Here is a 25847-nt window from a genome sequence, read left to right as displayed (position 1 = left end):
TCACCGGACATCATAGGGGGAAAGTTATGATTGCCAGCACCATCCGCAAAGCCGCTGCCGCCGCAACAATCGCTACTGCCATGCTGCTGACCGCGACACCGGCGCACGCCTCGCTCAACGACCAGTACCAGTGCGACCGGGAGGGCGAAGGCTTCCTGATTGTCGAAATCCAGGCGCTGCGTCACGGCACCGCGATCCTCTACGACAGCCCGGCGCCGGACGCCGATGCGGTGCGCGTCACGCTGCGCGGGCGCGACAATGCGCAGGGCTTCCGCTTCGCGCAGGGCGAGACCGTGTTCGAAGGCTGGGGCCTGGAAGGCACGCTGGAATATGGTGGCAGCTATTACATCTGCCGGATGCCGATTCCCAACGAGCTGGTGGAGGAAGAGCCGCGCACCGCGCCCGGCATCGTGCTGCTCAACGACTGGTTGTGGCTGATGGCGCCCGACGTGGACGATGACAGCGTTCTGGAGTTCGGCGCGAGCAGCGCGGAGGCGTCTGCGGCCCTCTCACCCATACTCGGCACACCGACGGTCAGCGAAGCCCTCGCCGAATGCCCCGCCGGGCCGCTCACGTTTCTCAACTTCGACGGGCTGACGTTGCATTTCCGAGACGATGCGCTGGGAGGCTGGTCGATGGAATATGGCGCGCAGCCGCCGGTTTCGATCCGCTTGCTGGGCGGCGCGCAGCTGGGCGATACGATGGATCGCCTGCCCGAATGGATGCGCCCGATGCCGGAGTCCACACTGGGCGATGAGCATTACGGAGCCGGTGTGCACGCGCTTGCCCGCGACAATAGCAACCGCATCGGGTCACTGTGGGCGGGCATGGCCTGCGTGTTCCGCTAGGCGGGGGCGCCAGCGCGCTCAGGCCGAGACGCGCAGCACCGCTTCCTTGATCGCGGCAATGGCGCTGTCCGCCTTGTCGCCATCGGGCCCGCCGCCTTGCGCCATATCCGGACGGCCACCGCCGCCCTTGCCGCCCACCGCTTCGACACCGGCGCGCACCAGATCGACCGCGCTGATCGTGCCGGTCAAGTCGTCGGACACGCCAACGCCGACCGTCGCCTTGCCGTCGTTCACCGCGATGATCGCGGCAACGCCCGAACCCATGCGCTTCTTCGCCTCGTCAAGCAGGCCGCGCAGTTCCTTGGGATCCATCCCGTCGAGTACTTGCCCGCTGAAGGCAATGCCGCCGACATCCTCGTCCGCCGCAGCTGCCGCACCGCCGCCGCCACCCAGCGCCAGCGCCTTCTTCGCCTCGGCCAGCTCGCGTTCGAGCCGCTTGCGCTCGTCCACCAGCGCCGCCACGCGCTCCTCCACCTCTTCGGGCGAAGTCTTGAGCGTTGCGGCGACGGATTTGAGCGATTCCTCGCGGCCCACGACCCATTGGCGCGCAGCCTCGCCGGTCAACGCTTCGATACGGCGCACACCCGAGGAGACGGCGCTTTCGGAAACGATGCGGAACAGCGCGATATCGCCGGTGGCGCGCACATGGGTGCCGCCGCACAGCTCGACCGAGTAATTGCGCCCGCCCGCGCCGCGCCGCCCCATGGACAGCACGCGCACTTCCTCCCCATATTTCTCGCCGAACAGCGCCAGCGCGCCCGCTTCAACGGCATCGTCCGGGCTCATCAACCGGGTGACGACTTCCTGATTGCTGCGGATCTCGGCGTTCACTTCGGATTCGATCGCCGCGATATCGGCGGCGCTGAGCGGCTTCGGATGCGAGAAGTCGAACCGCAGCCGGTCGCGCGCGACCAGCGAGCCCTTTTGCGTCACATGGTCGCCCAACTGGTTGCGCAGCGCCGCGTGCACCAGATGCGTTGCCGAGTGGTTCGCGCGGATTTCATCGCGGCGACCCGCGTCAATCGCCAGATGCACCGTATCGCCTACAGCGATCTTGCCGCTGGTAATGGTGCCGTGATGCGCGTGCAAGCGGCCCAAGGGTTTGGACGTATCGGCGACCGCGATTTCCAGACGGTGATCGCCCGAAATCGTGCCGCTGTCGCCCATCTGCCCGCCGCTTTCGCCGTAGAATGGCGTCTGGTTGGTAAGCACGATCACGTCCTGCCCGCTATCGGCGGAGGGAACTTCCTTGCCGTCCACCACCAGCGCGACAACGCGGCCCTCGCCTTCGCTGGCGCTGTAGCCGGTGAATTCGGTCGCGCCCTCGCGCTCGGCAATGTCGAACCACAATTCGCCGTCTGCCGCGGCACCTGAGCCTTTCCATGCTGCGCGTGCCGCGGCTTTTTGCAACGCCATGGCGGCATCGAAGCCGTCCTTGTCCACGCCGATATTGCGGGCGCGCAGCGCATCTTCGGTCAGATCGTACGGGAAGCCGAACGTATCGTAGAGCTTGAACGCGGTTTCGCCGGGCAGTTGATCGCCCTCGGCCAGCCCGGCGCTTTCCTCGTCGAGCAAGCGCAGGCCCTTTTCGAGCGTCTGGCGGAAGCGTGCTTCCTCGCGTTCGAGTACTTCGGTGATCAGCGGCTGCGCGCGGCCAAGGTCGGGATAAGCCTGCCCCATTTCGCTCACCAGAGTGGGAACAAGGCGGTGCATCAGCGGCTTTTCCGCGCCCAGCAGATGCGCATGGCGCATGGCACGGCGCATGATCCGGCGCAGGACGTATCCGCGCCCCTCATTCGAGGGCAGCACCCCGTCGGCGATGAGGAAGCTGGTCGAGCGCAGGTGATCGGCGATCACGCGGTGGCTGGCGATGGTGTCTTCGGTGGCCTTGGACTTAAGCAAATCCTGGCTCGATTCGATGATCGTGGCGAAGGTGTCGGTCTCGAACACATTGTGCACGCCCTGCATGACAGTTGCCATGCGCTCCAGACCCATACCGGTGTCGATGCTGGGGCGCGGGAGATTGCCGACAATCTCGTCTGCTTCCTGCACGTGCTGCATGAAAACGAGGTTCCAGATCTCGACAAAGCGATCACCATCCTCGTCGGGCGAGCCGGGCGGGCCACCGGCGACAGCGGGGCCGTGATCCCAGAAGATTTCCGAGCACGGGCCGCAGGGGCCATCCGACCCCATGGCCCAGAAATTGTCCTTCGTAGGGATGCGGATGATCCGGTCTTCGGGCAGGCCGGCAATCTTGCGCCACAGATCGAACGCCTCGTCATCGGTGTGATAGACGGTGACGCTCAGACGGTCCTTCGCGAGGCCCAGTTCCTGCGTGACCATGCCCCAGGCGAGTTCGATCGCGCGTTCCTTGAAATAGTCGCCAAAGCTGAAATTGCCGAGCATTTCGAAGAAGGTGAGGTGGCGCGCGGTGTAGCCGACATTGTCCAGATCATTGTGCTTGCCGCCTGCGCGCACGCATTTCTGGCTGCTGGTGGCACGCGGTGCCGGAGGTGTCTCCATGCCGGTGAAGACATTCTTGAACGGCACCATGCCCGCATTAACGAACATGAGGCTGGGATCATTATACGGCACAAGCGGCGCGGAGGGTGTTACTTCGTGATCGTTCGACGCGAAGTAATCGAGAAAGGCGCGGCGGATATCGTTGGTCGAATTCATGTGAGCCGAGTTAGGCGCAAGAGCGCGTTGCGACAAGCCGAATGCGCGCATTACTGTAAGCGGATTGTGCGATTGGCGGCTTATCCTTTGCGGGCGGTGATGAGCCACATGGCTGCCGGCAGCGAGACGATGCCGCCGAAGCAATGCCGGGATAGCAGCTCGCGCAGCCGGGTGATGAAGCGCTCGCGGGCGGCGGGATCGAGTTCGGCGGCGGCGCGGGCGGCAGGGCCGATCTTCAGGAAATAGGCGACCGCCTCTTCCACGGGATCATCTCCGGCCCCGGCAATCATCGGCAGATCGAGCGGTTTGGCCGCGAAGTCCGCCCATCCGGCGGCGGTCAAAATGCCGCGCACCCGTTCGCTATCGGCGAAGGCGAACGGCCCCGGTGCATCGGCGGGCGCGGGTTCGGGCGCTTGCGGGAGCAGGCGGGTGATTTCGGTGAAGAAGGGATTGCGCACGCGCTCGCGGAAGCAGGAGAACAGCAGGCCTGCGCCTGATTGTGCCTGTCCGGCGAGATGCGCAAAGGCGGCGGCCGGATCATCGAAGAACATCACCCCGTGCCGCGAGATGATGAGATCGGGCGCCTTGTCGGGCGTTGCTGTCCACGCGGCAGCATCGCAGGCTTCGAAGCGGATGTTGGTAAGGTTTCCCGCGCGGCTGTTCGCGACGTCGACCAGCTGCAGGGAAATGTCGATGCCGGTGACTGAGACTTCAGGCCGCCCGCGCGCGATGGCGAGCGCCAACTCCCCTGCCCCGCATCCCACATCGAGCACGGTTTTGAAGCGGAACTGGCGGGTCGCGGCGAGGAGCTGTTCGGTGAGCAGCGAGAAGCTGCGGTCGGTGCGGCGCCATTCGGTTGCCCAGCTTTCGCCGGTGCGGCCTTGCCATTCGCTTGCATCGGTCATTGTCTTGTCCCTTCCTGCGCACCGCACTTGGGGGCGCTTAGGTCGGTTCGCGCGTGGAGGGAAGCACCAACGCGAAGAAGCCGGCTCCGGTGGCTGCTGCACCACCTTTGCCGGCTCCGGTTTCGCAAGGTCGGGACTAACCTGTTACACCTGTTACAGTGTCCAGAGGGAGAAACGCCCCCGCCCGCCTTCTTGAGGATCAGTCTTCGGAGTCCGCGTCCGGCCCCGCCATCATCTCCCCGGCGACCTCGTCGGTTTTGCCGCGAATAGCGGTTTCCAACTTGGCGCAAAGCTCTGGATTTTCCTTGAGGAAGGTCTTCGCGTTCTCGCGACCCTGACCGATGCGGACGCTGTCATAGCTGAACCACGAGCCGGACTTTTCGACCACGCCGGCTTTCACCCCGAGATCGAGAATCTCGCCGATCTTCGAAATGCCTTCGCCATACATGATGTCAAACTCGACCTGCTTGAACGGCGGGGCGACCTTGTTCTTGACCACCTTCACGCGGGTGGTGTTGCCGATAATATCGTCGCGATCCTTGATCTGGCCGGTGCGGCGGATGTCGAGGCGGACAGAAGCGTAGAATTTCAGCGCGTTGCCGCCGGTCGTGGTTTCGGGGTTACCATACATCACGCCGATCTTCATGCGCAGCTGGTTGATGAAAATCACCATGCACTTGGAGCGGTTGATCGAGCCGGTCAGCTTGCGCAGCGATTGCGACATCAGGCGCGCCTGCAGGCCCACATGGCTGTCCCCCATCTCGCCTTCGATTTCGGCGCGCGGCACCAGCGCGGCGACCGAATCGACCACCAGCACATCAATCGCGTTCGAACGCACCAGCGTATCGACGATTTCCAGAGCCTGCTCACCAGTGTCGGGCTGCGAGACGATCAGTTCGTCAATATCCACGCCCAGCTTCTTGGCATAAACCGGATCGAGCGCGTGCTCGGCATCAACAAAAGCGACTGTCCCGCCGCTCTTCTGCGATTCTGCCAGCACATGCAGCGCCAGCGTGGTCTTGCCCGAGCTTTCCGGCCCGTAAATCTCGATCACCCGCCCCTTGGGCAGGCCGCCAATGCCGAGCGCAATGTCCAGCCCCAGCGAGCCGGTGGAGATCGCCTCCACATTCATCGCTTCCTTGCTGCCCAGCTTCATTGCCGAGCCTTTGCCGAATGCGCGGTCAATCTGCGCGAGTGCGGCGTCGAGCGCCTTTTGACGGTCCACGTTGGATTCCTTCTCAACCAGCTTCAGGTTCGCACTTGCCATGACACGGCCTCCGTCGGTTCGCTAGGGGAACATTCCCACTGTCTACAGCGACGCTTGTACCGCCTTTGTTCTATAAGAACAAGAGTGGAACAGAATTTTTGTTGGATTGGCGCAATTCTGCCGAAAATTACTCGGTTACAGGCTGCGGAACGCGGGTTTGCCAGTCGAGTTCGCGCGTGCCGTTCGCCGGAATCCGCAGCTCGGTGATTCGCTGCCCGTCGCGCAATGTCGTACGCACGCCCTGCAGTTCCCAACCGGTCGATGCGCCCAGCTCCACCCGCACCGTCACCGGATGCGGATTGGCGTTGGTGAGCGTGAGGCGCATTCCAGACCATTGCCGCGCCCAGTTCGCATCGCCGAAATTGGCCCGCGAGGCGCAGGTGGCAAACACCTGGCTGCTCGCGCCCATTGGCACTTCGACGTCTTGTCCGGAGGCATAGTCGCGCAGTCGTTCCTCGCGGATCAGCAAATCACCCACGGGGCTTTGCTCGAACACGGCAATCGTGCCCGATGGCAGCGCAACGCCCAGCCCGCTTTCTGCATCATTGCGGGTTTCCAGCACCATGGCGACAGGCATGGGTGCAGGTTCGCCGCCCCAGCTATTGGGCTCGCAGCGGGTTTCATACACAATCTCGCCTTCGACATCCTCTTCGCGCAGGAACATCACCTGCTTTAGCCCTTGCGCGTTGACATCGACCGGAACGGGAATGCGGTAGAGTTTGAGATCGCCGAGGTTTTCCTCGCCCGCGATCACCGGCGGCGGCGCACCAGGCGGGGGTGGAGGTGGCGGAGGCGGAGAAGGCATCGCCGCCATCCGCGCACCCGTCACCGTAATCATATCCGCTTCGGCATAGCTTTCTTCAAAATAGTCATCATAGACCGGCACCGGCGAACCCGTCGCCGTGCTGCCCTGCGGCCAGCATTGCAGCCGCAGCGGCGCGGCATCGGGCGGATCGGCGAGACCGGCAAAATTGCTCACGATATTAAGCGTGCCCGCCACCGCCATCAGCTCGGCCCCGGCAAAACTCTGGCCGTTATCGTTGAGGATGGTGAGCCAGCTGGTCAGATCGAAGCGAATATCATCCGCCGCGCGCCCATCTTGCACGGTGGCGACGTAATCGGCCTGCCAGTCAAAACCCCAAGACAGGTAAGTGAGCGTGACCTGATAGGTGCCGCCCGCATCGCTCGCAGTGTCGATAGTGAACACGGGCTGCGCGGAAAGGCCTGCGGGGATGGAGTCAAAACTCACCCGCTCGGGCAGGCCGGAGCAACGCACCGCCTCGTATCCCGCGCCTGTTTGCAACACCAGCCCGCCATCGGCGCGGGTGCGGACAATCGCGTCCTCGCTTTCGGCAATGCCGGTTGCCGGATTGGTGCGGGTGATGGTGACGCGGTTGCCCAGCGTGCCATCCACCAAAGCGGCGGGGCTGAGCAGATCGGCGTTGCGGTTCTTCTCGATCGTGCCGCCGGGCAGGCCGGTGACGATGGCAGAGACCGCGATCATACCTTCGGACACGCCATCGAAACGGATGGTCGAGCGGCCCTGTGGCAGCGTGACGGTGCGCGTTTCGCTGATCATGGCAAAACCGCGCGGCCAGTTGCGCTGAAGCTGCTGCCAAGGCTGGCGATTGGGGTCGCGATACACCGTAACCGCGAGTGCTTCGGGGGCGGAGGCGGTGACGGTTTGGCGGTCTTGGGCTTGGGCCGGTGCGGCGAGCGCTAAAGAAAGCAGCGCCAAAATCCTCCCCCATCGGGGGAGGTGGCAGACGCGAAGCGGCTGACGGAGGGGGAATGTGGCAAAGGCGGGACTTCCCCCCTCCACCGCCTGCGGCGGTCCCCCTCCCCCGATGGGGGAGGATCGGGTTACGCGGAGCACCGCCCGCCCCCTTAGTACCGCGTCTCGTATGTCACGCGCACCACGCGCTCGCTATTGGCGGGGATCGTCACCTGATAGCGGCGGGTATCGAAATTGAGCTGTTCGCCGGGCAGATCCTCGCTCGTCACGCGGAAATCCTGGCCCCACCAATATTGCGCCAGCCCGCTTTGGGTCAGCTCCACCGTCACCGGCTCGGGCTTGGCATTGGTGAAGGTGTAGCGCATCGTCGTGCGGTAATAGGTAAGCGCGCGCTCCTCGGTGATTTCGCGCACAACTTCGCCGTCCTCGATCACGCGGTAGCGCGCGCTGCGTTCATATTCCTCGCCGGTGATGCGCTGGCGGTTCTCGACCTCGGCCTGCATGAACACGTCGAACGCATTGCCGGTGGTAAGCGCCAGCGTGCTGCCCATCGGCGTGTGGCCGATGCCGTTTTCGCCGATGAATTGCGGGTTGCCCTCGCGGTCGTTCTGGTAAAAGCGCACCGTGCCTGCGGGCAGCGCATCGCCCAGCCCGCCTTCGCTCGCCGAGCTGAAGCTGATCGCGCTGGAAGCGGGGCGGAAATCGCTGTCGTTCTGCAACCAGCCCGAACCGATCGAATAGATGCGCCGCGCGGGCACGCCTTGCACATCAAGGAAGCTCACCTGCTTGGTCTGCGCATTGGCAATCGTGGTGCGGCCTTCGATGGGGTAGAGATAGTAATCGCCCAGCCGTTCGCGGTCTGCCGTTTCGGTGCCGGGGCGCACCATATCGCGGCGCGGGCCTCCGCCATTATACCCGGCATTGGGATTGCCTGCGACCAGCAGCGTGTCAGCGTTATGGAAAGTCGTTCCGGTATTGTTGGTGAGCGTCACCCAGCCCTGCATATCCACCGTGCCGCGCGCTTCGTCGTACAAGGCGACGTAATCGCTCGTCCAGCCGAGGCCGGGGGTGAGATAGCGGATGGTGGCGGGGCGCGTGCCCGACTGGTTGCTGTTGAGCGTGACCGACAGCGTCGGACGGGCGCGCAAGTTGGGCGGCACTTCGTCAAACACCACGCGCACCGGCAGGCCGTCATCGCGCAGCACTTCGATCCGGTCGCCAATACGGATGACGACGCCGCCTGCAACCGAGAGAATCTCCGCGCGCTCGGTCGTCTCGACGCCGGTGGCAGGGTTGGTGCGGATGAGCGTCACCGTTTCGCCCACCGCTTTTTCCATCAGCTTTTGCGGGGTCAGCAAGTCGAAGTCGAAATTCTGCTCGACAATTGCGGTGCCGGCCGCGGCGAAGCTGAGGGTTTGCGGGCGGATTTGCGCGGAGACATCAGGAAATTCGATGCGGGTGGTGCCGCGCGGAATGTTGAGCTGGCGCACATCCTGCACCAGCGCCTGCCCGTTCTGGTAGATCGTCACCGCGACATCGCCCTGCGCGGTCTCGTCAGGATCGGGGAGCGACTGCGCGGCCGCAGGCACGGCGAGAGCCAGCGCGGTGGCAGCGAGCAGAGTGGCGGCAGACAGGCGCGTGCTAGTGCGAATGGTCATTTGAAGAATCCCTCCCAAGGATCGGCTGGCAGGCCGTGCTTGCGATACATTGTATCGCCCGCCTGTATGCCATCTGAATGGGAGAGTGGCGCAAGGTGGCACTACTAGCAACCGCCAATTGCGGGTGGCCTGAAACGCCAAGGGGCGCCCCAAGCGGAGCGCCCCTGCTGTGCCTTGATCGGCTTGCCTATGCGATCCGTCAGGAGCGCGGCGGGAAGATGCCCTGCGTAACCACGCAATATTGCAACACCAGGCTCGGCTGCAAAATGCTGTAGGGCTGGTTGCCGCCAACCAGATCCGACTGGATGGCATCGGCGGCCATCGCGTCACTCGTGGTAGGCTCCTGCACTTCCTCGTGCACATTGGTGGCAGAGCGCGCGAAATAGGCGTTGATCGGGTTGCGCGTGGTGGCGTTCACCCGGCTCACCCGCATGACCGGATTGTGCGAGTGCGAGGGCAAATTGGCGGTGCTGAGCGTGTTGCTCTCGGTACCGGTCATCTCCCCCTGGCTGCGGAATGTCAGGCCAGGCCCTTGGCCGACATGCATCGGCAGCCGCCCGCGCATATCCGGCAGGGCGAAAGTTGTTCGGCCATCGCCGCCATAGGTGGTGCCGAGCAGCGAAAACAGCGCGGTGTTCTGCGAAATCGGAATCAGTCCGCCGTTCGCAGGCAGGGTGTTGCGCGGGCAGAAAGTGTAGCCAGCTTCGTAAATCTCGCCGATGTAGCGATCCTGCGCCTTTGCCGGAGCGGATATCACCAGCAGACCTGTGGCGCAGGCTGCGGCGGCAAGAATGGTGTTCAGTTTCGACATAGTCGTTCCCCCGGAATTCTCTTACTGCGCGCAATCAATTGCGCGACGGGAAGATGCCTTGCAGCGCGATGCAATAGGTGATGACCGCCGTCGGCATCATGTTCGAAATGGCTTGCCCGCCGCCAACCGTGTTGGAGCTGATCGCATCTGCCGCCATCAGATCGCCTGTCGGTTCGGTTGTTTCCTCGAACACGTTCAGCGCCGAGCGTGAAAGATAGGCGTTGATCGGATTGCGCGTGGTCGCGTTCACCCGGCTCACCCGCATCACCGGATTGTGCGCGTGAGCGGGCATATTGGCGACGAGCAGCGTCGTCGTTTCGGTGCCGACCCGCTCGCCAAGATCACGCGGCGTCAGGCCATTGCCACCGCCGATACCCATGGGTGAGCGTCCGCGCAGATCGGGCAGCGCGAAGGTCGTTCGCCCGTCGCCGCCGAAGGTCGTGCCGAGCAGCGCAAACAGTGCCGAGTTCTGGCTAATCGACAGCAATTGCCCGTCGGTGCGAGCAGACCCGCGCGGGCACCAGTCATACCCTACCGGAAACAGCTCTCCGAGCACCTTTTCCTGCGCCTGTGCCGGTGCACCGAGGCAGAGCGTCGAGGCGGCCAGCGCTGCGCCTGCCATCCACATCTTGATTGTCATTGTCATGCCCCCCTGAATCAGCTGCGCGACGGAAAAATGCCGTACAGCACCATGCAATACCGGTTCACCAGAACCGGCTGGATGTTGCTTACCGGAAGATTGCCGCCCACATTTTGCGAGGAAATGGCATCGCTCGCCATGGTGTCCCCCGTGGTCGGCTCCTGCACTTCCTCGAACACATTGTCCGCCGAGCGCGCAAGATAGGCGCCGATGGGATTGCGCGTGGTCGCATTGACGCGGCTGACGCGCATTCGCTCATTATGCGTATGCGCAGGCATATTGGTGATCGAAATGAAGTTTTCTTCGCTCCCGAAACGTTGACCGACAACGCGCGGAGAGAGGCCCGGCCCCTGCCCCGAATGCATCGGCACGCGCCCGCGCATATCGGGCAAACCAAATGTGGTCTGCCCGTCGCCGCCGTAAATTGTGCCGATCAGCGCAAACAGCGCGTTATTCTCGTCAATCGAGAGCAACTGCCCGTTCAGCTCTGCTGTATCTCTCGGGCAAAAGTTCGCGCCCGTCTGCAAAATCTCGCCGATATAGCGGTCTTGCGCCTGCGCCGGTGATGCGGCCATCACCAGACCTGCAACCGAAGCCGCAGCGGCCAAACCAATGCGTTGCCGAAGTTTCCGCAAAGCCCCCTCCCACAATTTTCATGCGTCAGGCATACCCCCGCCGACGCTTCTTGAAAGCGCGGCCTATCAAACCTGAAATGTAAAGGCGAACGGATTCTGCAATGCGCGGTGGAGAACGGTCAGCTCTGCGCGCGCTGTCGCAACACGCCGCCCACTTTCTCGCCGATCTGCTGCACGCTGAAGGGCTTGGGAATGAAGTGCATATTCTCGATATCGATCTGGCTGCGCAGCTGTTCCTCGGCATAGCCGGACATGAAAATAATCGGCAGATGCGGGCGCAATTTGCGCACTTCGCGCGCCATCGCCGGGCCATCCATGCTGGGCATCACCACATCGCTGACGATCAGATCGAAGCGGTCGGGATCGTCGCGGAACGCCTCCAGCCCTTCATCCCCGTCACTGGCAGTGACGATGGTGTATCCCTGCCGCGCCAGCGCCCGTTCGGCGACCGCGCGCACCATATCCTCGTCCTCCACCAGCAGGATTGTCCCGCCGCCAGACCATTCGCGCGCCGCCTCCACCTGTTCGGCCTTCTTCACATCGTCTGCGGTCAGCTCGTGCACCGGAAGATAGATGGTGAAGCGCGCGCCCTTCACCTTGCCGTCCTGCCCCTTGGCGTTGCTTGCGAAAATGAAGCCGCCCGTCTGCTTGACGATGCCATAGACGGTGGAGAGGCCGAGGCCAGTGCCCTTGCCCTGCTCCTTCGTCGTGAAGAAGGGTTCGAACAGCTTGCCGATAATCGCCTGCGGAATGCCGCCGCCCGTGTCCTCGGCAATCAGCACGGTGTAATCACCTGCGGGAATGATCTCGCTGCCCATGCGGCGGATATCCTTCGCCTCGACCCGGCGGGTGGCGAAGGTGAGCGTTCCCGCCGCGCTTTCGCCGCCGCCGCTCGACTGGATCGCATCGCGGGCATTCACCGCCAGATTGATGATGACCTGTTCCAACTGCCGCGGATCGGCGCGGACATGGCCGAGATTGCGATCATGCCGGACGTTGAGCGTGATCTTCGCGCCCAAAAGCCGCTTCAACAGCTGGCTGACTTCGGACAATATATCGGGCAGCTGGATGATTTCGGGCTGCAAGGTCTGCTGGCGACTGAAGGCGAGCAATTGCCGCGTCAGGCTGGCCGCGCGGTTGGAATTGGCCTTGATCTGCTGGATATCGTCGTAATCGCTATCGCCAGGCGTGTGGCGCAGCAGCATCAGGTCGCAATAGCCGATAATCGCGGTCAGCACGTTGTTGAAATCATGCGCCACGCCGCCCGCCAGCTGGCCGACCGCCTGCATCTTGGTCGCCTGCGCCACCTGCCGTTTGAGCCGCGCTTCCTCCGATGTATCGGCAAGGCTCAGCAGCACTGCCGCCTCGCCCAGCCCGCGCACTCCGGCAAGCCCCAGGCTGACAGGATCGTCCGGCTCATGCCGCAACCGCACGGCGATGTCGCCCGAACTGGCCGGGCCTTTGCCAAAGCGGCGCACCGCATCGGACATGGCGGTTTTGTCCCGCGCCACCACCAGATCGCTGGGATAAGGCGGCAGCTCCTCGCTCTCCAGCCCCGCCGCGCGGCGGAAGGCGGGATTGGCGAAGAGGAAATGCCCGTCCCGGTCGGTCGCAGCGAGGCCCAGCGGGAGCTGTTCGAGCAGTGCCTGCAATTGCGCCGATTGCCCCTGCGGCTCGCTTCCGCCCCAGCCGCCCAAGCCGATACCGGCGTCGATCAGCAGCATGAGAGAGGGCGCTTCTGCTGCAGCCTTGCCCGGCACCCGCTCACGCGCGGCCTTTTCGGGATCGGCCAGCGGCACTTGCACCAGCGTTTGCGGCGAGCCCTTCTTGCCCTCGCGGGCGAAATAGATCCGTTCACGCTCGTCCGAGCGGAGCAATTGCACGAATTCCTGCCCCGACATCCGCGCGGTCTCGTCACCAAAGGCACGGCGGGCGAGCGCGGGATTGCCCGCCTTGATGACGCCATCGGGCGCGACCACCGCTGCGGCGATGCCCGCTGCTCCCAGCACCTTTCCCAGCAGGCCGCCGATCTGGGTGCCAATGGCAGCAAAGGGATCCTCGCGGATCACAGGGGCGATGCGCCAGATGAGATAATCCTCCGCCCGCCCGGCGCGCACCGCATCGGCTGTCCAGCTTTTGTCCTCATCGGCAATAGTGACCGCTTCGCCCTTGCCATCGCGCCACGCCGCACGGACGAGCCGGGTCAGCCGCTCGCTGCTGGTGCCATCCACCGGCAGGCTGGGCGGGCCATTGCGCGAGCCAAACCACACTTCGAACGCGGCATTGGCGCAGACGAGGCGATTGGCGCGGTCGGTGATTGCAATGGCGAGATCGGGCCGCTCGATCGCGGCAACCGTCACCGACCAGTCGGGGATATCGCCCACCGCATCGCCGGGAGCCTGCGCGGGTATCCGTCCGGCGACGAAAGCAACCAGACCCAGCACCACCAGACCGCCGGTAAAGGCGAGCGTCACCGTTGCGCTTTGCGCCGCGTAATGGATCAGCGCGACGCTGGCGAGCACCGCCGCAGCGACGGCCAAACCGTCCACCAGTCGCCGTGATTCTTGCAAATTGGCCAGATTCATTCGGCCGCTGGTAGCACCTTACGTGCAGCAGGTCGCCTGCTCCAGCGGCGGGCGACGACAAACCTCCACAGGAAACTTGTCAGCAGATAACCGATAGCCGCCGTTACCACCGACAAGACGACAAAGCCGAACGCGGTCACGCCGGCGGTTTGCAACCACCAGCCGAATTCCGCCCACCAGCCCTGTTCCAGCGCCGCCTTGGCATTGCCCATGGTCGTGGGGTCGATCTTCAGCGTAAACTGCCCCACCTTGTTCGCCACCACCAGCCAGAACGGCAGGGTGAAGGGATTGGTGACAAACGTAATCAGCGCCGCCGTCGGCACATTGGCCCGCGCGGGCAGCGCGAGGAAAGCGGCGAGGAAAATCTGTCCCAGCGGAATAATGAAACCGGCGAAAAGGCCGAGCGCAACGCCGCGCGGCACCGAACGGCGGTTGAACCGCCACAATTCGCTGCGGCCGAAGCGGTGGGCAATAGGCGCAAGATATTTGTTGCGGGCCATCTCGTCCCGCTCGGGCATTTTCGGCAAGCGCGCCGAAAGCCAGTTTTTCGCCCTGTTGATCATATATCCTGCGCGGCTCATACACCTTTGGTGTCTATTCGGTAGATGGGAATAGCCGAGCGGATAACAATGCGAGCTTAACGGAGCGGGAAAAAGTTCGACCTATGTCGAAATACCCGGTCGGCAAGGCGTCCGGTCAGCCCTTGTCGCGCATCAGCCGCGCTTTGTCGCGTTGCCAGTCGCGATCCTTGATCGTCGCGCGTTTGTCGTGCGTCTGCTTGCCCTTGGCCAGCGCCAGCTCCACTTTCGCGCGGCCCCGCCCGTTGAAATAGATGCTGAGCGGCACCAGCGTCATGCCTTTGCGCTCCACCGCACCCAGCAGCTTGTCGATCTCGCGGGCGTGCAGCAGCAATTTGCGCGGGCGTTTGGGTTCGTGATTGTGGCGGTTGCCGTGGCTGAATTCGGGGATGGTGGCGTTGACCAGCCAGACTCCGCCATCCTTCACCTCGGCATAGCTTTCCGCAATCGAGCCTTCTCCGCCGCGCAGGCTCTTCACCTCGGTGCCTTGCAGGGCCAGCCCCGCTTCGAAAACGTCCTCAATATGATAATTGAACCGCGCTTTGCGGTTTTCGGCGACGGTCTTCTGTTTGTCGAAAGTAGCGGGTTTCGGGCGAGCCATAAGGAGCGCGGATGTAGTGCGCGCTTGGCACGATGCCAAGGCGCAACTCTTACCGCACCACAATAGACCCGTTCATGCCGAGGATCGAATGCCCGGTATGCGTGCAATCGACATCATAGCCGCCCGCCGCCGGGATCAGCCGCAGCTCGACACTGGCATTGCCCGCCACTTCGATCAGCCCGTCGCGCACCAGATTTGCGCTGGCCTGCTCCATCTGCGCGGCGGCAAAAAAGCCCGGCGCGGAGAAATTGTGCTCGCCATCGGAGACATTGGTGAACACCAGCACCACCGGCTGGCCTGCCGCGAGAGTGAGCGTGCGCGGCTCGAAATCGAAATTGTCGAGCCGCACCTCGACCCGCTGCGCCTGCGCGAAACTGGCAGAGGCTGGCGCGATGCGCGGGGTGATGATCTGCGGAATGGCGCACGCTGTCAGCGCGAGGGTGGCGGTGAGGATCAATGCGGCTTTCATGGTATTTCCCTTTGTATCGCCCCGCGTCAGACCACTTCGATCAAATGTTCCCCATCGTCCAGCGCATTCTCGACACGCTCCCATCTCGGCTCCAACCATTCAATCAATGCGCGGTTGGTCGCGTTGCCGATCCGCAGCCAAACGACCCGCAATTCCGGATGGGTGAACCGCAACGCGAAATCATCGTCCTTGGTGACGAGTATCATCGCGTTTGCCACCGCATATCGCAGAACCTCTATATCGGGCGTAGCGCCGGGAAGGACTTGGGCCACATGCACCGCCTCATGCCCACGCTTCGCTAATCCCGCGCACAAACCCGGAGGCAATTGTGCATCGACGAGAAATTTCACGCCGCGTCTTTGACGATCCGGTGATCGACTGCGTTCGCTGCGTAGGCGAGGCACGCACGGATGTCCGCTTCCGTCAGATAGGGAAAGTCAGCAAGAATCTCGTCATGCGATGCACCGCCTGCCAACATTTCGAGCACATCGACAACCCGCACACGCGTTCCGGCGACAATCGGGCGACCGCCGCAAACTTGTGGATCAACAACGATGCGCTCGTTCTGGCTCATGTGGTGAAGTTGCCCATTCGGATAACACTTTGCAAGAACTGTCACCCAATCCCCGCAATCTCCATCGCCGCATCCACCGCCGCCTTTGCCGCGTCAGAACACTGGACAATCGGCAGCCGCACTTCGGGGGAGAACCAGTCGAACATCCGGCTCAGCGCGTATTTTGCGGGCGCGGGGGAGGCGTCGGCGAACATGGCCTTATGCAGCGGATAAAGCCGCTCGTTAAGCCCGCGCGCGGTCGCATAATCGCCGCTTGCCGCCGCCGCGTGGAAATCGGCGCACAGCTTCGGCGCGACATTCGCCGTCACCGAGATGCAGCCGACCTGCCCCAGCGCATAGCCCGCCAGCACCAGCGGATCATCGCCCGACAATTGGCAGAAATCCGGCCCCGCCCCCATGCGCTGCGTCACCACGCGCGAGAGGTCGCCGCTCGCATCCTTCAGCGCGATGATCCGGTCGGGAAAGCGCCGGTGCAGCTCGATCACTGTGTCCGGCAGGATATCGGTCACTGTCCGGCCCGGCACGTTATACAACACGATCGGCAAATCGGTGCGTTCGGCCAGATAGCTGAAATGCGCCAGCAGCCCCGCCTGGCTCGGCCGGTTGTAATAGGGCGCGACCAGCAGCAGCGCGTCGGCACCGGCAATCTGCGCTTCCTTCATATGCCACAGCGCCGTCTGCGTATCGTTCGAGCCTGCGCCCGCGATCACTTTGACGCGGCCCGCGGCCTGTTCGGCGCAAATGCCGATGACACGGTGATGCTCGTCATTATCCAGCGTCGCACTTTCGCCTGTCGTTCCGCAGGGCACCAGCGCGGAGGAGCCGCTTTCGATCTGCCAGTCGATAAACTTGCGATAGGCGTCTTCATCCACCTGTCCATCCTTGAAGGGGGTGGCGAGCGCCGGTATCGATCCTGAGAACATTCGTGGAGCCTTTCGCGTCCGCTGCCGTTAGACAACGGTATAATCCATTCAGCGCCTGATAAGGAGCGCCTGCCCAAAATGTCCAGCATGGTTCGTTATTCTCTGCTTTCCGCCGCCGCTCTGGCCGCCCTTGCCACCCCTTTTGCCGCCAACGCGCAGGATGCCCGCGTGTGGGACGAAAACCGCGCCAGCCTGCGCGCCGAGGGGCCGGGGCCGATGGCTCCGCAGATCCAGCGCTGGGAACGGCTGTGGGCCGACCGGCAGGCGCAATTGCCGTTCACGACCTATGCCAACTTCATCATCGAAAACCCCGGTTTTCCCGATGAAGCCACGCTGCGCGCGCGTGCCGAGCGGCGTCTGCGCGAGGAGTTTGTCGATCCCGCTTTGCTGATGGCCTTCTTCGCCGAAGTCGATCCAGTGACCAATTACGCCAAGGCGCATTATGCGCTCGCACTGATGGGTACCGATCGCGAGCAGGCGCAACGTTGGGCGCTGGAGGCATGGCGCGGCGGCGAGATGAGCCCCACTGCCGAAGCCTCGATCTACGCCAATTTCGGCAGCGGCTTCACCCAGGCGGACAATGATGCGCGGATGGACGCGCTCCTGTGGCAGCGCGAGCCCGATGGCGCGGCGCGGCAGATGGCGCGCGTTTCGCCCGATCGTGTGCCGGTGTTCGAAGCGCGGCTCGCCATTCTGCAAGGCGGCGACGGGGCGACCGCAGCACCGGGTGCGACCGGCGATCCGGGCTATCTCTACAATCGTAGCCGCGAATTCCGGCTGGAAGGCTCTCCGGGCAGCGCGGTGCGGCTGATGACAACAGCGCCAGCCCTCTCCGCCCTGCCCTTTGACCGTACCTTGTGGATCGAGGAACTTTTGAGCGTCGCCCGCGCCGCCAACCGGCAGGACAGCGTCCGCGTGGCGCAGCGCGCACCGCAAGCGTTTGCTCCGGGCGAAGACATTTCCGGCATGGGCTTCCAACTGCGCGACGATTACACCTCACTGATGTGGCTGGGGGGCACCAATGCGCTTTGGTATCTGGGTGACGGCGCGGCGGCGGCTCCGCTGTTCTACCAGTATGGCGCGGCAGCACGCACCAGCCAGACGCGGAGCAAAGGCTTCTTCTGGGCAGGCGAGGCCTACCGGCAAGCGGGCATGGTCGCCGAGGCCGAGCGGCATTACGAAATGGCCGCGCAATATACAGACCGGTTCTACGGCTTGATGGCGCTGGAGCGGCTGGGCCGCCCGATCCCGCCCTATGTCGCTGCCCCTGCGGGCGCACCGACCGAGGAGGAACGCCGCGCTTTCCAATCCGCCCCGATTACGCAAGCGACCGCCGAAGTCGCGCGCGATACCGAATGGGCGACCGGCATCCGCTTCTACCGCGCGATCTCCGATCAGGCGGAGACGGTGGGCGAGCATCTGCTTGTGGCCGAACTCGCCCGCGATATCGGGCGGCGCGATCTGGCGGTGAACCTGGCGGACGCGGCGGCAGCCGATGGCCATGCCGGGTTTACCCGCATTGGTTTCCCCACCTTACAGACGCCTCCCGGCACCAATTGGACGATGATCCACGCCATCGCGCGGCAGGAAAGCCAGTTTGCCGAAAACGCCATCAGCCATGCGGGCGCGCGCGGGCTGATGCAATTCATGCCCGCCACCGCGCAGGAGGAATCGCGCCGGGCGAATATGTCCTATTCGCCGAGCCGCCTGCTGACCGACTCCGAATACTCGATGCAATTGGGCAGCAACCATATCGAGCGGCTGATCGCCCAGTATAACGGCAGCTACCCGCTCGCCATCGCCGCCTACAATGCGGGGCCGGGGAACGTGAACCGCTGGCTGCGCGAAAACGGCGACCCGCGCGTGACCGGAGACTGGCTGCGGTGGATCGAGGAGATCGGCTTCTTCGAGACCAAGAATTACGTCCACCGCGTGGTGGAGAACGCCGTGGTCTACGAACACCTCTACCCCGAAAACGCAACCATGGGCCGCAGCCGGCTGGTGAGCGATTTCTTGCGGTGAGGTTGGGGGGACTGCATTCGCTTGCGATTGCAGCCCTTTCGCTGGTGCTTGCCTCTTGCAGCAAAGCGCCAGCTGACACTGGGCCGCCAATCGAAAACCAAGCGGAACCGGCGGGCCTTCCACAAGGCGAACGACAGCCTCGCAATTGGGAGTTCGTGGAGGTCGATCTCAATGGCGATGGCGTTCCAGAACGCCTTCAGCTCGCTCGTGGCCCGGGAGGCTGCGGCGCGACGGGTGCCTGCACTCTTCTGATTTCGACACGCACGGAAGCCGGATACACTGAAATAGGTCGACACCCCACAGTTCGCCCTTGGGTGACTCTGCTTGAAAGCGAGAGCAACGGATGGCGCGATCTCGGATATGTCGTAAAGGCGGATCCGGAAACGCATTATCACGGCGTGATCGCATTGAATGGCCATCGCTACCGCATGCGCGAGACCGAGAGGCGCATCGATTGGAGCGCGCCTTTTGAGGGCCAATTGCTCTTTGATCGGTTGGATGGGTGGTCGGATGATGCTGGCTCTGATGTTCGCGACTTTCTGGCCGAGCAGGGGTTCTCCGGACCGCTCAACGGGCGCGAGCAAATCTATGAGGCCGGAGTTGTCCAAGCGGGGACTGACGCTTATAATATTTACACCTTTCGGGGCGTGCACCAGCCAGTACCCGGTGGTGTCGATCACGGCGTCAACAAGATACTCGTCTTGCGCAATGGCAACGAGTTTTTGGGGCAGTATTCGGTCTCGATGCCCTCGGCGTGCCAAGTTAGCGGGAGGCTAGTCGAATGCAGCACCGGCTCACCGCCAAGCACATTCGAATTCACAGCGGACGGCCCCCCAGCCGAAATATGGTTTGACGGAGAAGCCGTGCCGTTTGAGCGCGCCAATTGAACATTTACGGCTACGACCGCTATAGCTCCGCCCATGCCCTCCCCCGACAAAACCAACCCCATCACCCCTGCTGGCCTCACCGCATTGAAAGCGCGCTACGATCACCTGCTCGGCACCGAGCGGCCCGCGATTGTCGAGATTGTCAGCTGGGCGGCGGGAAACGGGGATCGGTCGGAGAACGGCGATTACCTCTATGGCCGCAAGCGGATGCGCGAGATTGACCGCGAGCTTTCCTTCCTCGCCAAGGTGATGAAGCACGCGAAGGTGGTCGATCCGGCGCAGCAGCCGGACAAGACCCGTGTCTTCTTCGGCGCAACCGTCATCATCGCGGACGAGGATGACACCGAACGCACACTCACCATCGTGGGCGACCGCGAACAGGACGCGAGCGCAGGCCGCGTCGGCTGGTCCAGCCCCATCGCCCGCGCCCTGCGCGGCGCGGAAGTGGGGGATTTGCGCGTGGTGAGACTTCCAAGTGGTTCAAAAGAATGGGAAGTGGTCGGGATCAGCTATCCGGAGGTGTGATGCGCGCTTTGATTCTTGGCCTGCTGGCTCTTTTGCTTCCGGCTTCCGCCCTCTCGCAAGAAGCCCGCTTGCCGATTGCCGCAGTTACGATTGCGCCAGCCGGTGACGATCTGCACGTTACGATCACGCTGGAACAGGCGGTGCAGCAGCTGCATTTCGACCCTGCCGATGTTCTGCGTGATGATGCCATGCACATCGAAACGCCCGGACTTGCCTATGCCGACAATGCCATCACCGGCAATGCGCCGTTCGACCGCGTCGAATTCCGGCTGGTTGAGGATCTGACCGAGCGGGACGCGAAATATCCGCCCTTCTACCGCATCGGCAAAGGGCGGCTGCTCTATGCGCAAACGGTATATCCCGATCTTGCCGCGTGGGACGTGACGCTGGAACTGGCCGGAATGCCCGAAGGCTGGACACGCTGGCCCGAAGCGCCGCTGCCTCAAGGCTATCTCTTCCTCGGCCCCGAAAGCATGGTGGTTGAACAAGGCGGCGTCCGCTTCGTGTTCGACGGCAATGGCGACGCTGCTTTCGAAGCGGAAATACGCGAGATGGTGTCGCAGTCCATCGGGCTGCTTGTCGATACCTTCGGATCGCCTCCCGCCAGCCCTCCATTCGTGGCGACCAGCATTATCGCCTCGGACCGCAGCTTCTCCACCGGAGACGTGACGAGCGAGGCCATGATCGGCCTGCGCTTTATGGGCACCGCGCCCGATCCGACATCGCGGCGCGCGCTCGCTTCCACCCGCTCGCTGATCCTGCACGAAGGGGTGCATTTCTGGAACGGCGGTGTCGCAATGTTCGCGCAAGGCACGCCGCAATGGCTGCATGAAGGCGGGGCCGAATATATCGCCACGCTGGCCGTATGGCGGCTGGGGTGGAGCGACCGTGCGCAGGTGCAGGGCACCTTTGCGAGCTGGCTGGATCGCTGTCGCACGGCGCTCGGCTGGAATGACGAGGTTGCATTGAACGATCTGTCCTTCATCCCTTCCAATATGCGCTATAGCTGCGGCCCGCTGCTGCATCTGCTCGCAGAATTGTATCAGGGAGAGGCAGAGTCCGGTCCGGGCGTCGTGCAAATGTGGCGGGAGACGGTCGGCAATGCCGTGGGCAGCGGCACCGGCGAATACACGCTGGACGACTGGGTCGCAGCATCAGGCGATGCGAGCTTGCTCGATCGCCCCGCCCTCGCCGCGATCCTTGCCACCAGTGGGGCCGAGCGCTGGGATACGGTCGATGCCGAAATGCGACGGATGGGCGTGGTGATCGAACCGCAGACCAATGCGCCGCTGCGCGCGCGGACCGCGCTGATGTTCCTGATCCGCAGTCAGTGCACCGCACTGGCGGAAGGCGAAGGCTATGGCTTTTACTCGGGTGCGGAGTCCTATCGGCTAGACACCCCGGCGGGTTGCGGACTGCTGGCGGGCGGGCCGGTGATCGGCACGCTTGGCGGGCGGCCGCTGACCGCGCTGACCGCCGAGGATTATGCCCATCTCCAGGCGCTGTGCGAAGCGGGCGAGCCGGTGCCCCTCGGCGTAGTGGATGGTGACCCAATCGAGGTGCCTTGCCCGGGCGACCTGCCAGAACCAGCGACGCAACCGGTCATCACCGGATTGCCCGACATTCCCGCCTTCCAAGACCCTGCCACCTAACCCCCAAATATCTCCACCCCGCCCTCGCCGCGCATTCTGGCGCCTTCGGGATTGGTACAGTCATAGGTGATGATCCCGCGCGCCTCGCTATCGCGCCCGGCCCACATCTTGTGGGTTAGCGAGTGGCGCATATCGGCGGCGCCGGTATCCCAGTGTTCGTTCACGCTGGCGCGGCTGAATTCGTAATCCTTGGAATAGCTTTCGTGCTCCTCGCGCCGGTTGATGAGCAGCATGATCCGGATCGCGCCCGGCCCGGCAATCGCGGTGAGCGCCTGGATATCAGGATCCTCGCGCAAGGCCTTGGGCAGCTTCTCGGCCAAGCGGCACGCGGCCAGCCGCAGCGCTTCCAATTGCTGCGCGGCATCGGTGTTGAAGCGGGTGCGACTGGAATAGCGGATATCCTTTTCGCGCTGCAGCACTTCGGAAATATCCTGCGGCATCGCCCCGCGCGCGTGGAACAGATCGACCTGGTAGATCGTCATGTCACACCGGTCTGCCTCGTCGAGCACATATTGCAGCGGGGTGTTGGAAACGAGACCTCCGTCCCAATAGGGCTCGCCCTCGATCATCACCGGCGGGAAACCCGGCGGCAGCGCGCCGCTCGCCATGATATGTTCGGGGCAGAGCCGTTCTTTGGTTGAATCGAACCAGCGGAAATTGCCCGTCAGCACGTTCACCGCGCCAAGGCTCACCCGCATGGGCGAGGCGTTGAGCCGGTCAAAATCGACGAGTTCCAGCAGCGTTTCGCGCAAAGGCGCGGTGTCATACATGCTGATCGCGCTGTGCATCGCCTGTTGCTTGGGGTTGAACCAATTGTGCGGGCGGAAAAAGCCGGGTGCGCCGATCACCGCGACCGTATTGGCGGCGAGTTCGTTAAACCAGCGGCGCGCGGGGCCGTCTGCCACCGGCGGCAAAGCGAGCAATTCGCTGCTCACCCTGTCCCAGAAGGCACGCAGGCGCGGCAGGCGCTGCTCAGGCGCATTGCCCGCGATGAGCGCGGCGTTGATCGCGCCGATGGAAATACCCGCGACCCAATCGGGCTCCAGCCCTTCGCGGTGCATTTCGGCATACATACCAGCCTGATAGGCTCCCAATGCGCCGCCGCCTTGGAGGACGAGGACGTGCGGGGAGGACGGGGTTGCTGCGGGTTTGGCCATGGCGGGCTTACTGCCCCAAGCCATGGTGCAGTGCAAAGCAAAAGGCCTGCGAGGCGCGAACCCCGCAGGCCTTTTCATGCGCTTGGGAGGAGGCGATTACTCCGCCGCTTCGGCACCCTTGGGCTTGCCTTTGGCTTTGCGATCATCCCCCACATTGGCCGCGGCATTATCCTGCGCGAACAGGCCGGGCGATTGCGTCTCGTCGGCAATCGCGGGAGCGGGCTCGAACCCGGTATTCGCCACGCCCAGAGCCGCGCCTTCGACTAGCTGGCCGAGCGATGCACCGGTGAGGCCCAGCTCCTTCATCAGCCCGTCGAGCACCGGGGCCTGCGCACGGTAAGCGAGCGCGGCGGCCACCGCGTCATTGGCAAGGTTGCCCGAACCGCCGCCCGCGCCGCCGGTCGAACCAGCCGCGCCGGTACGCTGGGTGAGGCCATCGACCTGCACGATCTTGATCGAGTCGATCGCTTCCATCGGCTTCGCGCTTTCGCGGATGACTTCGGGCAGCACTTTCAAGAGCGCCAGCTTGGTTTGCAGGCTGATCTGCTCCATCGAGAGGATATTCGCCGCCTCGTTCACCGCGCGCTGACCGGCAGCTTCGACTTCGAAGCGCACCCTTGCGGCTTCGGCGCGCAGCTTCTCGGCATCGGCCTCGCCTTGGGCTTCGAATTTGACCGCTGCGGCGCGGTTGGTGGCGGCGTCCTTCTCGGCCTCGGCTTCCACCTTGATCTTGATCGCGTCCCGCTCGGCGACCTTGGCCGCTTCGATCAGTTCGATCTTCTTTTGCCGCTCGGCAATCTCGCTTTCGCGCGCGGTGGCCACCTGTTCTTCTGCCGCGACAGCTTTGGCCCGCGCTGCGTCTGCCTCGGCCTTGGCCTGGCTTTCTTCGCGCGACTTGTTCTGCACCGCTATCTGCTGTTCCTGCCGGGCGATTTCGAGCGCGCGCACCTGATCGATGCGGGCCTCTTCCACCAGCCGGTCGGCCTCGATCTGCTGCGCATCGACCAGCTTCTTGGCCTCGATCTTGGCAGCATCGGCCTCGCGCTGGCGTTCGGCCTGCTGGCTGGCGATTTCGGCCATTTGCGCGGCGCGGCGGATTTCCACCTCGCGCTCTTGCTCCAACCGGGCGTATTCCTGATCACGCTTGATCTGGAAACTCGCCTGATCCGCCTCCAGATTCTTCGTTTCCATCTGCACGCGGGTGTCCTGCTCGATATCGTTGCGCAGCTTCTTGCGCGCTTCGATTTGCTCGGTCAGCTTGGTGAGGCCTTCGGCGTCAAACGCGTTGTTGGCATTGAAGTGTTCGATGCTCGTCTGGTCGAGCCCGGTGAGCGAGACCGATTCCAGTTCCAGCCCGTTCATCGCAAGATCGTTGGAGGAGACCTGCTGCACCTTCTGCACGAAATCGGCACGCTGTTCGTGCAACTCGTTCATCGTCATCCCCGCCGCGACCGAGCGCAGCGCATCGACGAACTTGCCTTCGACCAGATCCTTCAGCGCCTCGGGCTGCATGGTGCGCTGGCCAAGCGTCTGCGCCGCCATCGCGATGGCTTCGGCATCGGGCTTCACGCGGACGTAGAATTCTGCCTTTACGTCAATCCGCAACCGGTCGAGCGTGATCAGCGCTTCCGCGTCGCGGCGCACCACCGGCAGCACCAGCGTGTTCATATTGACGGGCATGGTTTCGTGGAGGACCGGCAGCACCAGCGCGCCGCCATTCATCACGACCTTTTCGCCGCCCATCCCCGTGCGCACAAAGGCGATTTCCTTTGAAGCGCGACGGTAGAGCTTGATGAGAAAGGTGAGGAAAGAAATCACCAGGATGACGACAACCGCAATCCCGATAAGCCCCAAGTCTAGCAGATTTTCCATGTCGTCTCCTTGTTCACATCCATCTTTGCGCGGCGAGCGCGCCTATTCGACCGGGGCCAGCTTGCGATCAGCCAGCGGCACCCCGAAAAACACTTGCCCCTCGCGGCGGACGAGCAGCACCTGGTCGCCTGCGGGGATGACACTGCCATCCTCGTGCGGCTCGACCATGACATAATGCGCGTGACCGAACCGGTCGCGCACTTTCGCCCGCGCGGGCGAGCCCTTCGCCGCGCGTCCATCCGTGATCTGGCCCCGCTTGCCCAACAGGCTGTCGAGCCCGACGGCGGTGGTTTCATCCTGCGGCATAATCCGGCCGAGCGGCCGGACGATCACCGATGTGGCAGGCACGGCGGCCCCGCCCGCAACCAGCGCAGCGAGCCAAGGATAGAGCGGCGATCCGGTCAGATCAGCGGCAAAGGCCTGCACGCCCAGCCCGATCATGCCAAAGCTGGCGAGCAGCACCATCAGCCACGCAAAAAACGGCACTTTGCCCAGCCCCAGCAAGGTGGTGATCGCACCGCCAAGGCCGGCACTGGTGGGATCGGCAATGGCACCGTCCGCATCAAGATCGACATCGCCGCCGACGTCGAAATCACCAAGCCCGATAAGCTGCAACAGGCCGAGCAACAGCATAGCCCCCAGCGCGATGGCGAAGGGCAGGTTATAGTCGGCAAACAGGCTCATCTCTCCACTCGCCGCTTGGAATTGGGGCCAAGGGCGCCTTTCATTTTGCGGGTTTTCTAGGAGAACCCCCTCCGTTCCGGCTGATATAGGTGAAAGGTCGGAATTTTTCCAGAATAACCGGACTTTGCCGGTACGATTTT

General features: G+C 63.6%; 23 protein-coding genes. 5 read left to right on the top strand and 18 right to left on the bottom strand.

Annotated elements, in window-relative coordinates; genetic code table 11:
• Positions 1 to 26: 26 nt before the first annotated feature.
• Positions 27 to 848, top strand: a complete 822-nt coding sequence (locus GC121_RS10160; RefSeq protein WP_151974171.1) for a hypothetical protein — start codon at positions 27 to 29, stop codon at positions 846 to 848.
• Between the two features lie 18 nt (positions 849 to 866).
• On the opposite strand, the gene alaS is transcribed toward GC121_RS10160, so the two are convergent.
• The 15 genes from alaS to dapA form a co-directional block, all read right to left on the bottom strand.
• Complete coding sequence (alaS, locus tag GC121_RS10155) at positions 867 to 3527, bottom strand: alanine--tRNA ligase (RefSeq protein ID WP_151974170.1); 2661 nt, start codon at positions 3525 to 3527, stop codon at positions 867 to 869.
• Positions 3528 to 3607: 80 nt separating this feature from the next.
• Entirely contained in the window at positions 3608 to 4432 is an 825-nt protein-coding gene (locus GC121_RS10150; RefSeq protein WP_151974169.1) for a class I SAM-dependent methyltransferase, read from the bottom strand.
• A gap of 199 nt (positions 4433 to 4631) precedes the next feature.
• The gene (gene recA / locus GC121_RS10145) at positions 4632 to 5699 is read right to left on the bottom strand and encodes a recombinase RecA (RefSeq protein ID WP_151974168.1); all 1068 of its coding nucleotides are present in this window, start codon (positions 5697 to 5699) and stop codon (positions 4632 to 4634) included.
• 127 nt (positions 5700 to 5826) lie between these two features.
• A complete protein-coding gene (locus tag GC121_RS10140; RefSeq protein WP_199857826.1) occupies positions 5827 to 7437 on the bottom strand; it encodes a DUF4139 domain-containing protein in 1611 nt (536 codons plus the stop codon).
• Positions 7438 to 7586: 149 nt separating this feature from the next.
• Positions 7587 to 9092, bottom strand: coding sequence for a DUF4139 domain-containing protein (locus tag GC121_RS10135; protein WP_151974166.1), 1506 nt, complete (start codon positions 9090 to 9092; stop codon positions 7587 to 7589).
• Between the two features lie 199 nt (positions 9093 to 9291).
• Complete coding sequence (locus GC121_RS10130) at positions 9292 to 9903, bottom strand: phage tail protein (protein WP_151974165.1); 612 nt, start codon at positions 9901 to 9903, stop codon at positions 9292 to 9294.
• Positions 9904 to 9937: 34 nt separating this feature from the next.
• Complete coding sequence (locus GC121_RS10125) at positions 9938 to 10543, bottom strand: phage tail protein (protein ID WP_199857825.1); 606 nt, start codon at positions 10541 to 10543, stop codon at positions 9938 to 9940.
• 17 nt (positions 10544 to 10560) lie between these two features.
• Positions 10561 to 11151, bottom strand: a complete 591-nt coding sequence (locus GC121_RS10120; protein WP_234421195.1) for a phage tail protein — start codon at positions 11149 to 11151, stop codon at positions 10561 to 10563.
• A 146-nt stretch (positions 11152 to 11297) separates the two neighbouring features.
• Positions 11298 to 13763 carry a response regulator gene (locus GC121_RS10115; RefSeq protein ID WP_151974164.1) on the bottom strand — a complete coding sequence of 822 codons (2466 nt, stop codon included), beginning with the start codon at positions 13761 to 13763 and terminating at the stop codon, positions 11298 to 11300.
• On the bottom strand, positions 13760 to 14344 hold the full coding sequence (locus tag GC121_RS10110; RefSeq protein ID WP_339390185.1) for a DUF2062 domain-containing protein: 585 nt from the start codon (positions 14342 to 14344) through the stop codon (positions 13760 to 13762). Before GC121_RS10110 ends, GC121_RS10115 begins: the two co-directional genes overlap by 4 nt.
• Before the next feature lie 115 nt (positions 14345 to 14459).
• Positions 14460 to 14942 carry an SsrA-binding protein SmpB gene (smpB, locus tag GC121_RS10105; RefSeq protein ID WP_151974163.1) on the bottom strand — a complete coding sequence of 161 codons (483 nt, stop codon included), beginning with the start codon at positions 14940 to 14942 and terminating at the stop codon, positions 14460 to 14462.
• A gap of 49 nt (positions 14943 to 14991) precedes the next feature.
• Positions 14992 to 15411: a plastocyanin/azurin family copper-binding protein gene (locus GC121_RS10100; RefSeq protein ID WP_199857824.1), complete on the bottom strand. Its 420-nt coding sequence runs from the start codon at positions 15409 to 15411 to the stop codon at positions 14992 to 14994.
• Positions 15412 to 15437: 26 nt separating this feature from the next.
• Positions 15438 to 15761: a DUF5615 family PIN-like protein gene (locus GC121_RS10095; RefSeq protein ID WP_151974161.1), complete on the bottom strand. Its 324-nt coding sequence runs from the start codon at positions 15759 to 15761 to the stop codon at positions 15438 to 15440.
• Positions 15758 to 15985, bottom strand: a complete 228-nt coding sequence (locus tag GC121_RS10090; protein WP_151974160.1) for a DUF433 domain-containing protein — start codon at positions 15983 to 15985, stop codon at positions 15758 to 15760. Before GC121_RS10090 ends, GC121_RS10095 begins: the two co-directional genes overlap by 4 nt.
• Positions 15986 to 16026: 41 nt before the next feature.
• Positions 16027 to 16908 (bottom strand): 4-hydroxy-tetrahydrodipicolinate synthase, encoded by an 882-nt coding sequence (gene dapA / locus GC121_RS10085; protein WP_151974159.1) that lies wholly within the window; start codon positions 16906 to 16908, stop codon positions 16027 to 16029.
• 78 nt (positions 16909 to 16986) lie between these two features.
• Between dapA and GC121_RS10080 the strand changes: the two genes are divergently transcribed.
• From GC121_RS10080 to GC121_RS10065, 4 genes are all read left to right on the top strand, one after another.
• A complete protein-coding gene (locus GC121_RS10080) occupies positions 16987 to 18930 on the top strand; it encodes a lytic transglycosylase domain-containing protein (protein WP_151974158.1) in 1944 nt (647 codons plus the stop codon).
• A 314-nt stretch (positions 18931 to 19244) separates the two neighbouring features.
• Positions 19245 to 19817: a hypothetical protein gene (locus GC121_RS10075; RefSeq protein WP_151974157.1), complete on the top strand. Its 573-nt coding sequence runs from the start codon at positions 19245 to 19247 to the stop codon at positions 19815 to 19817.
• Between the two features lie 33 nt (positions 19818 to 19850).
• Complete coding sequence (gene greB, locus GC121_RS10070; RefSeq protein WP_151974156.1) at positions 19851 to 20342, top strand: transcription elongation factor GreB; 492 nt, start codon at positions 19851 to 19853, stop codon at positions 20340 to 20342.
• Entirely contained in the window at positions 20342 to 21994 is a 1653-nt protein-coding gene (locus GC121_RS10065) for a hypothetical protein (RefSeq protein ID WP_151974155.1), read from the top strand. Before greB ends, GC121_RS10065 begins: the two co-directional genes overlap by 1 nt.
• On the opposite strand, the gene GC121_RS10060 is transcribed toward GC121_RS10065, so the two are convergent.
• The 3 genes from GC121_RS10060 to GC121_RS10050 all read right to left on the bottom strand — a co-directional run bounded on the left by GC121_RS10060 (position 21991) and on the right by GC121_RS10050 (position 25707).
• Positions 21991 to 23151, bottom strand: a complete 1161-nt coding sequence (locus GC121_RS10060; RefSeq protein ID WP_151974154.1) for a patatin-like phospholipase family protein — start codon at positions 23149 to 23151, stop codon at positions 21991 to 21993. The genes GC121_RS10065 and GC121_RS10060 overlap by 4 nt on opposite strands.
• Positions 23152 to 23247: 96 nt before the next feature.
• Positions 23248 to 25023, bottom strand: coding sequence for a flotillin family protein (locus tag GC121_RS10055; protein WP_151974153.1), 1776 nt, complete (start codon positions 25021 to 25023; stop codon positions 23248 to 23250).
• 42 nt (positions 25024 to 25065) lie between these two features.
• Positions 25066 to 25707, bottom strand: coding sequence for an OB-fold-containig protein (locus GC121_RS10050; protein WP_151974152.1), 642 nt, complete (start codon positions 25705 to 25707; stop codon positions 25066 to 25068).
• Between the last annotated feature and the right edge of the window lie 140 nt (positions 25708 to 25847).

The sequence above is a fragment of the Erythrobacter sp. EC-HK427 genome (assembly GCF_902498745.1).
Classification (GTDB): domain Bacteria; phylum Pseudomonadota; class Alphaproteobacteria; order Sphingomonadales; family Sphingomonadaceae; genus Alteraurantiacibacter.
Note: the sequence above shows the minus strand (reverse complement) of the source record. Positions and strands in the feature narration are given on the sequence as shown.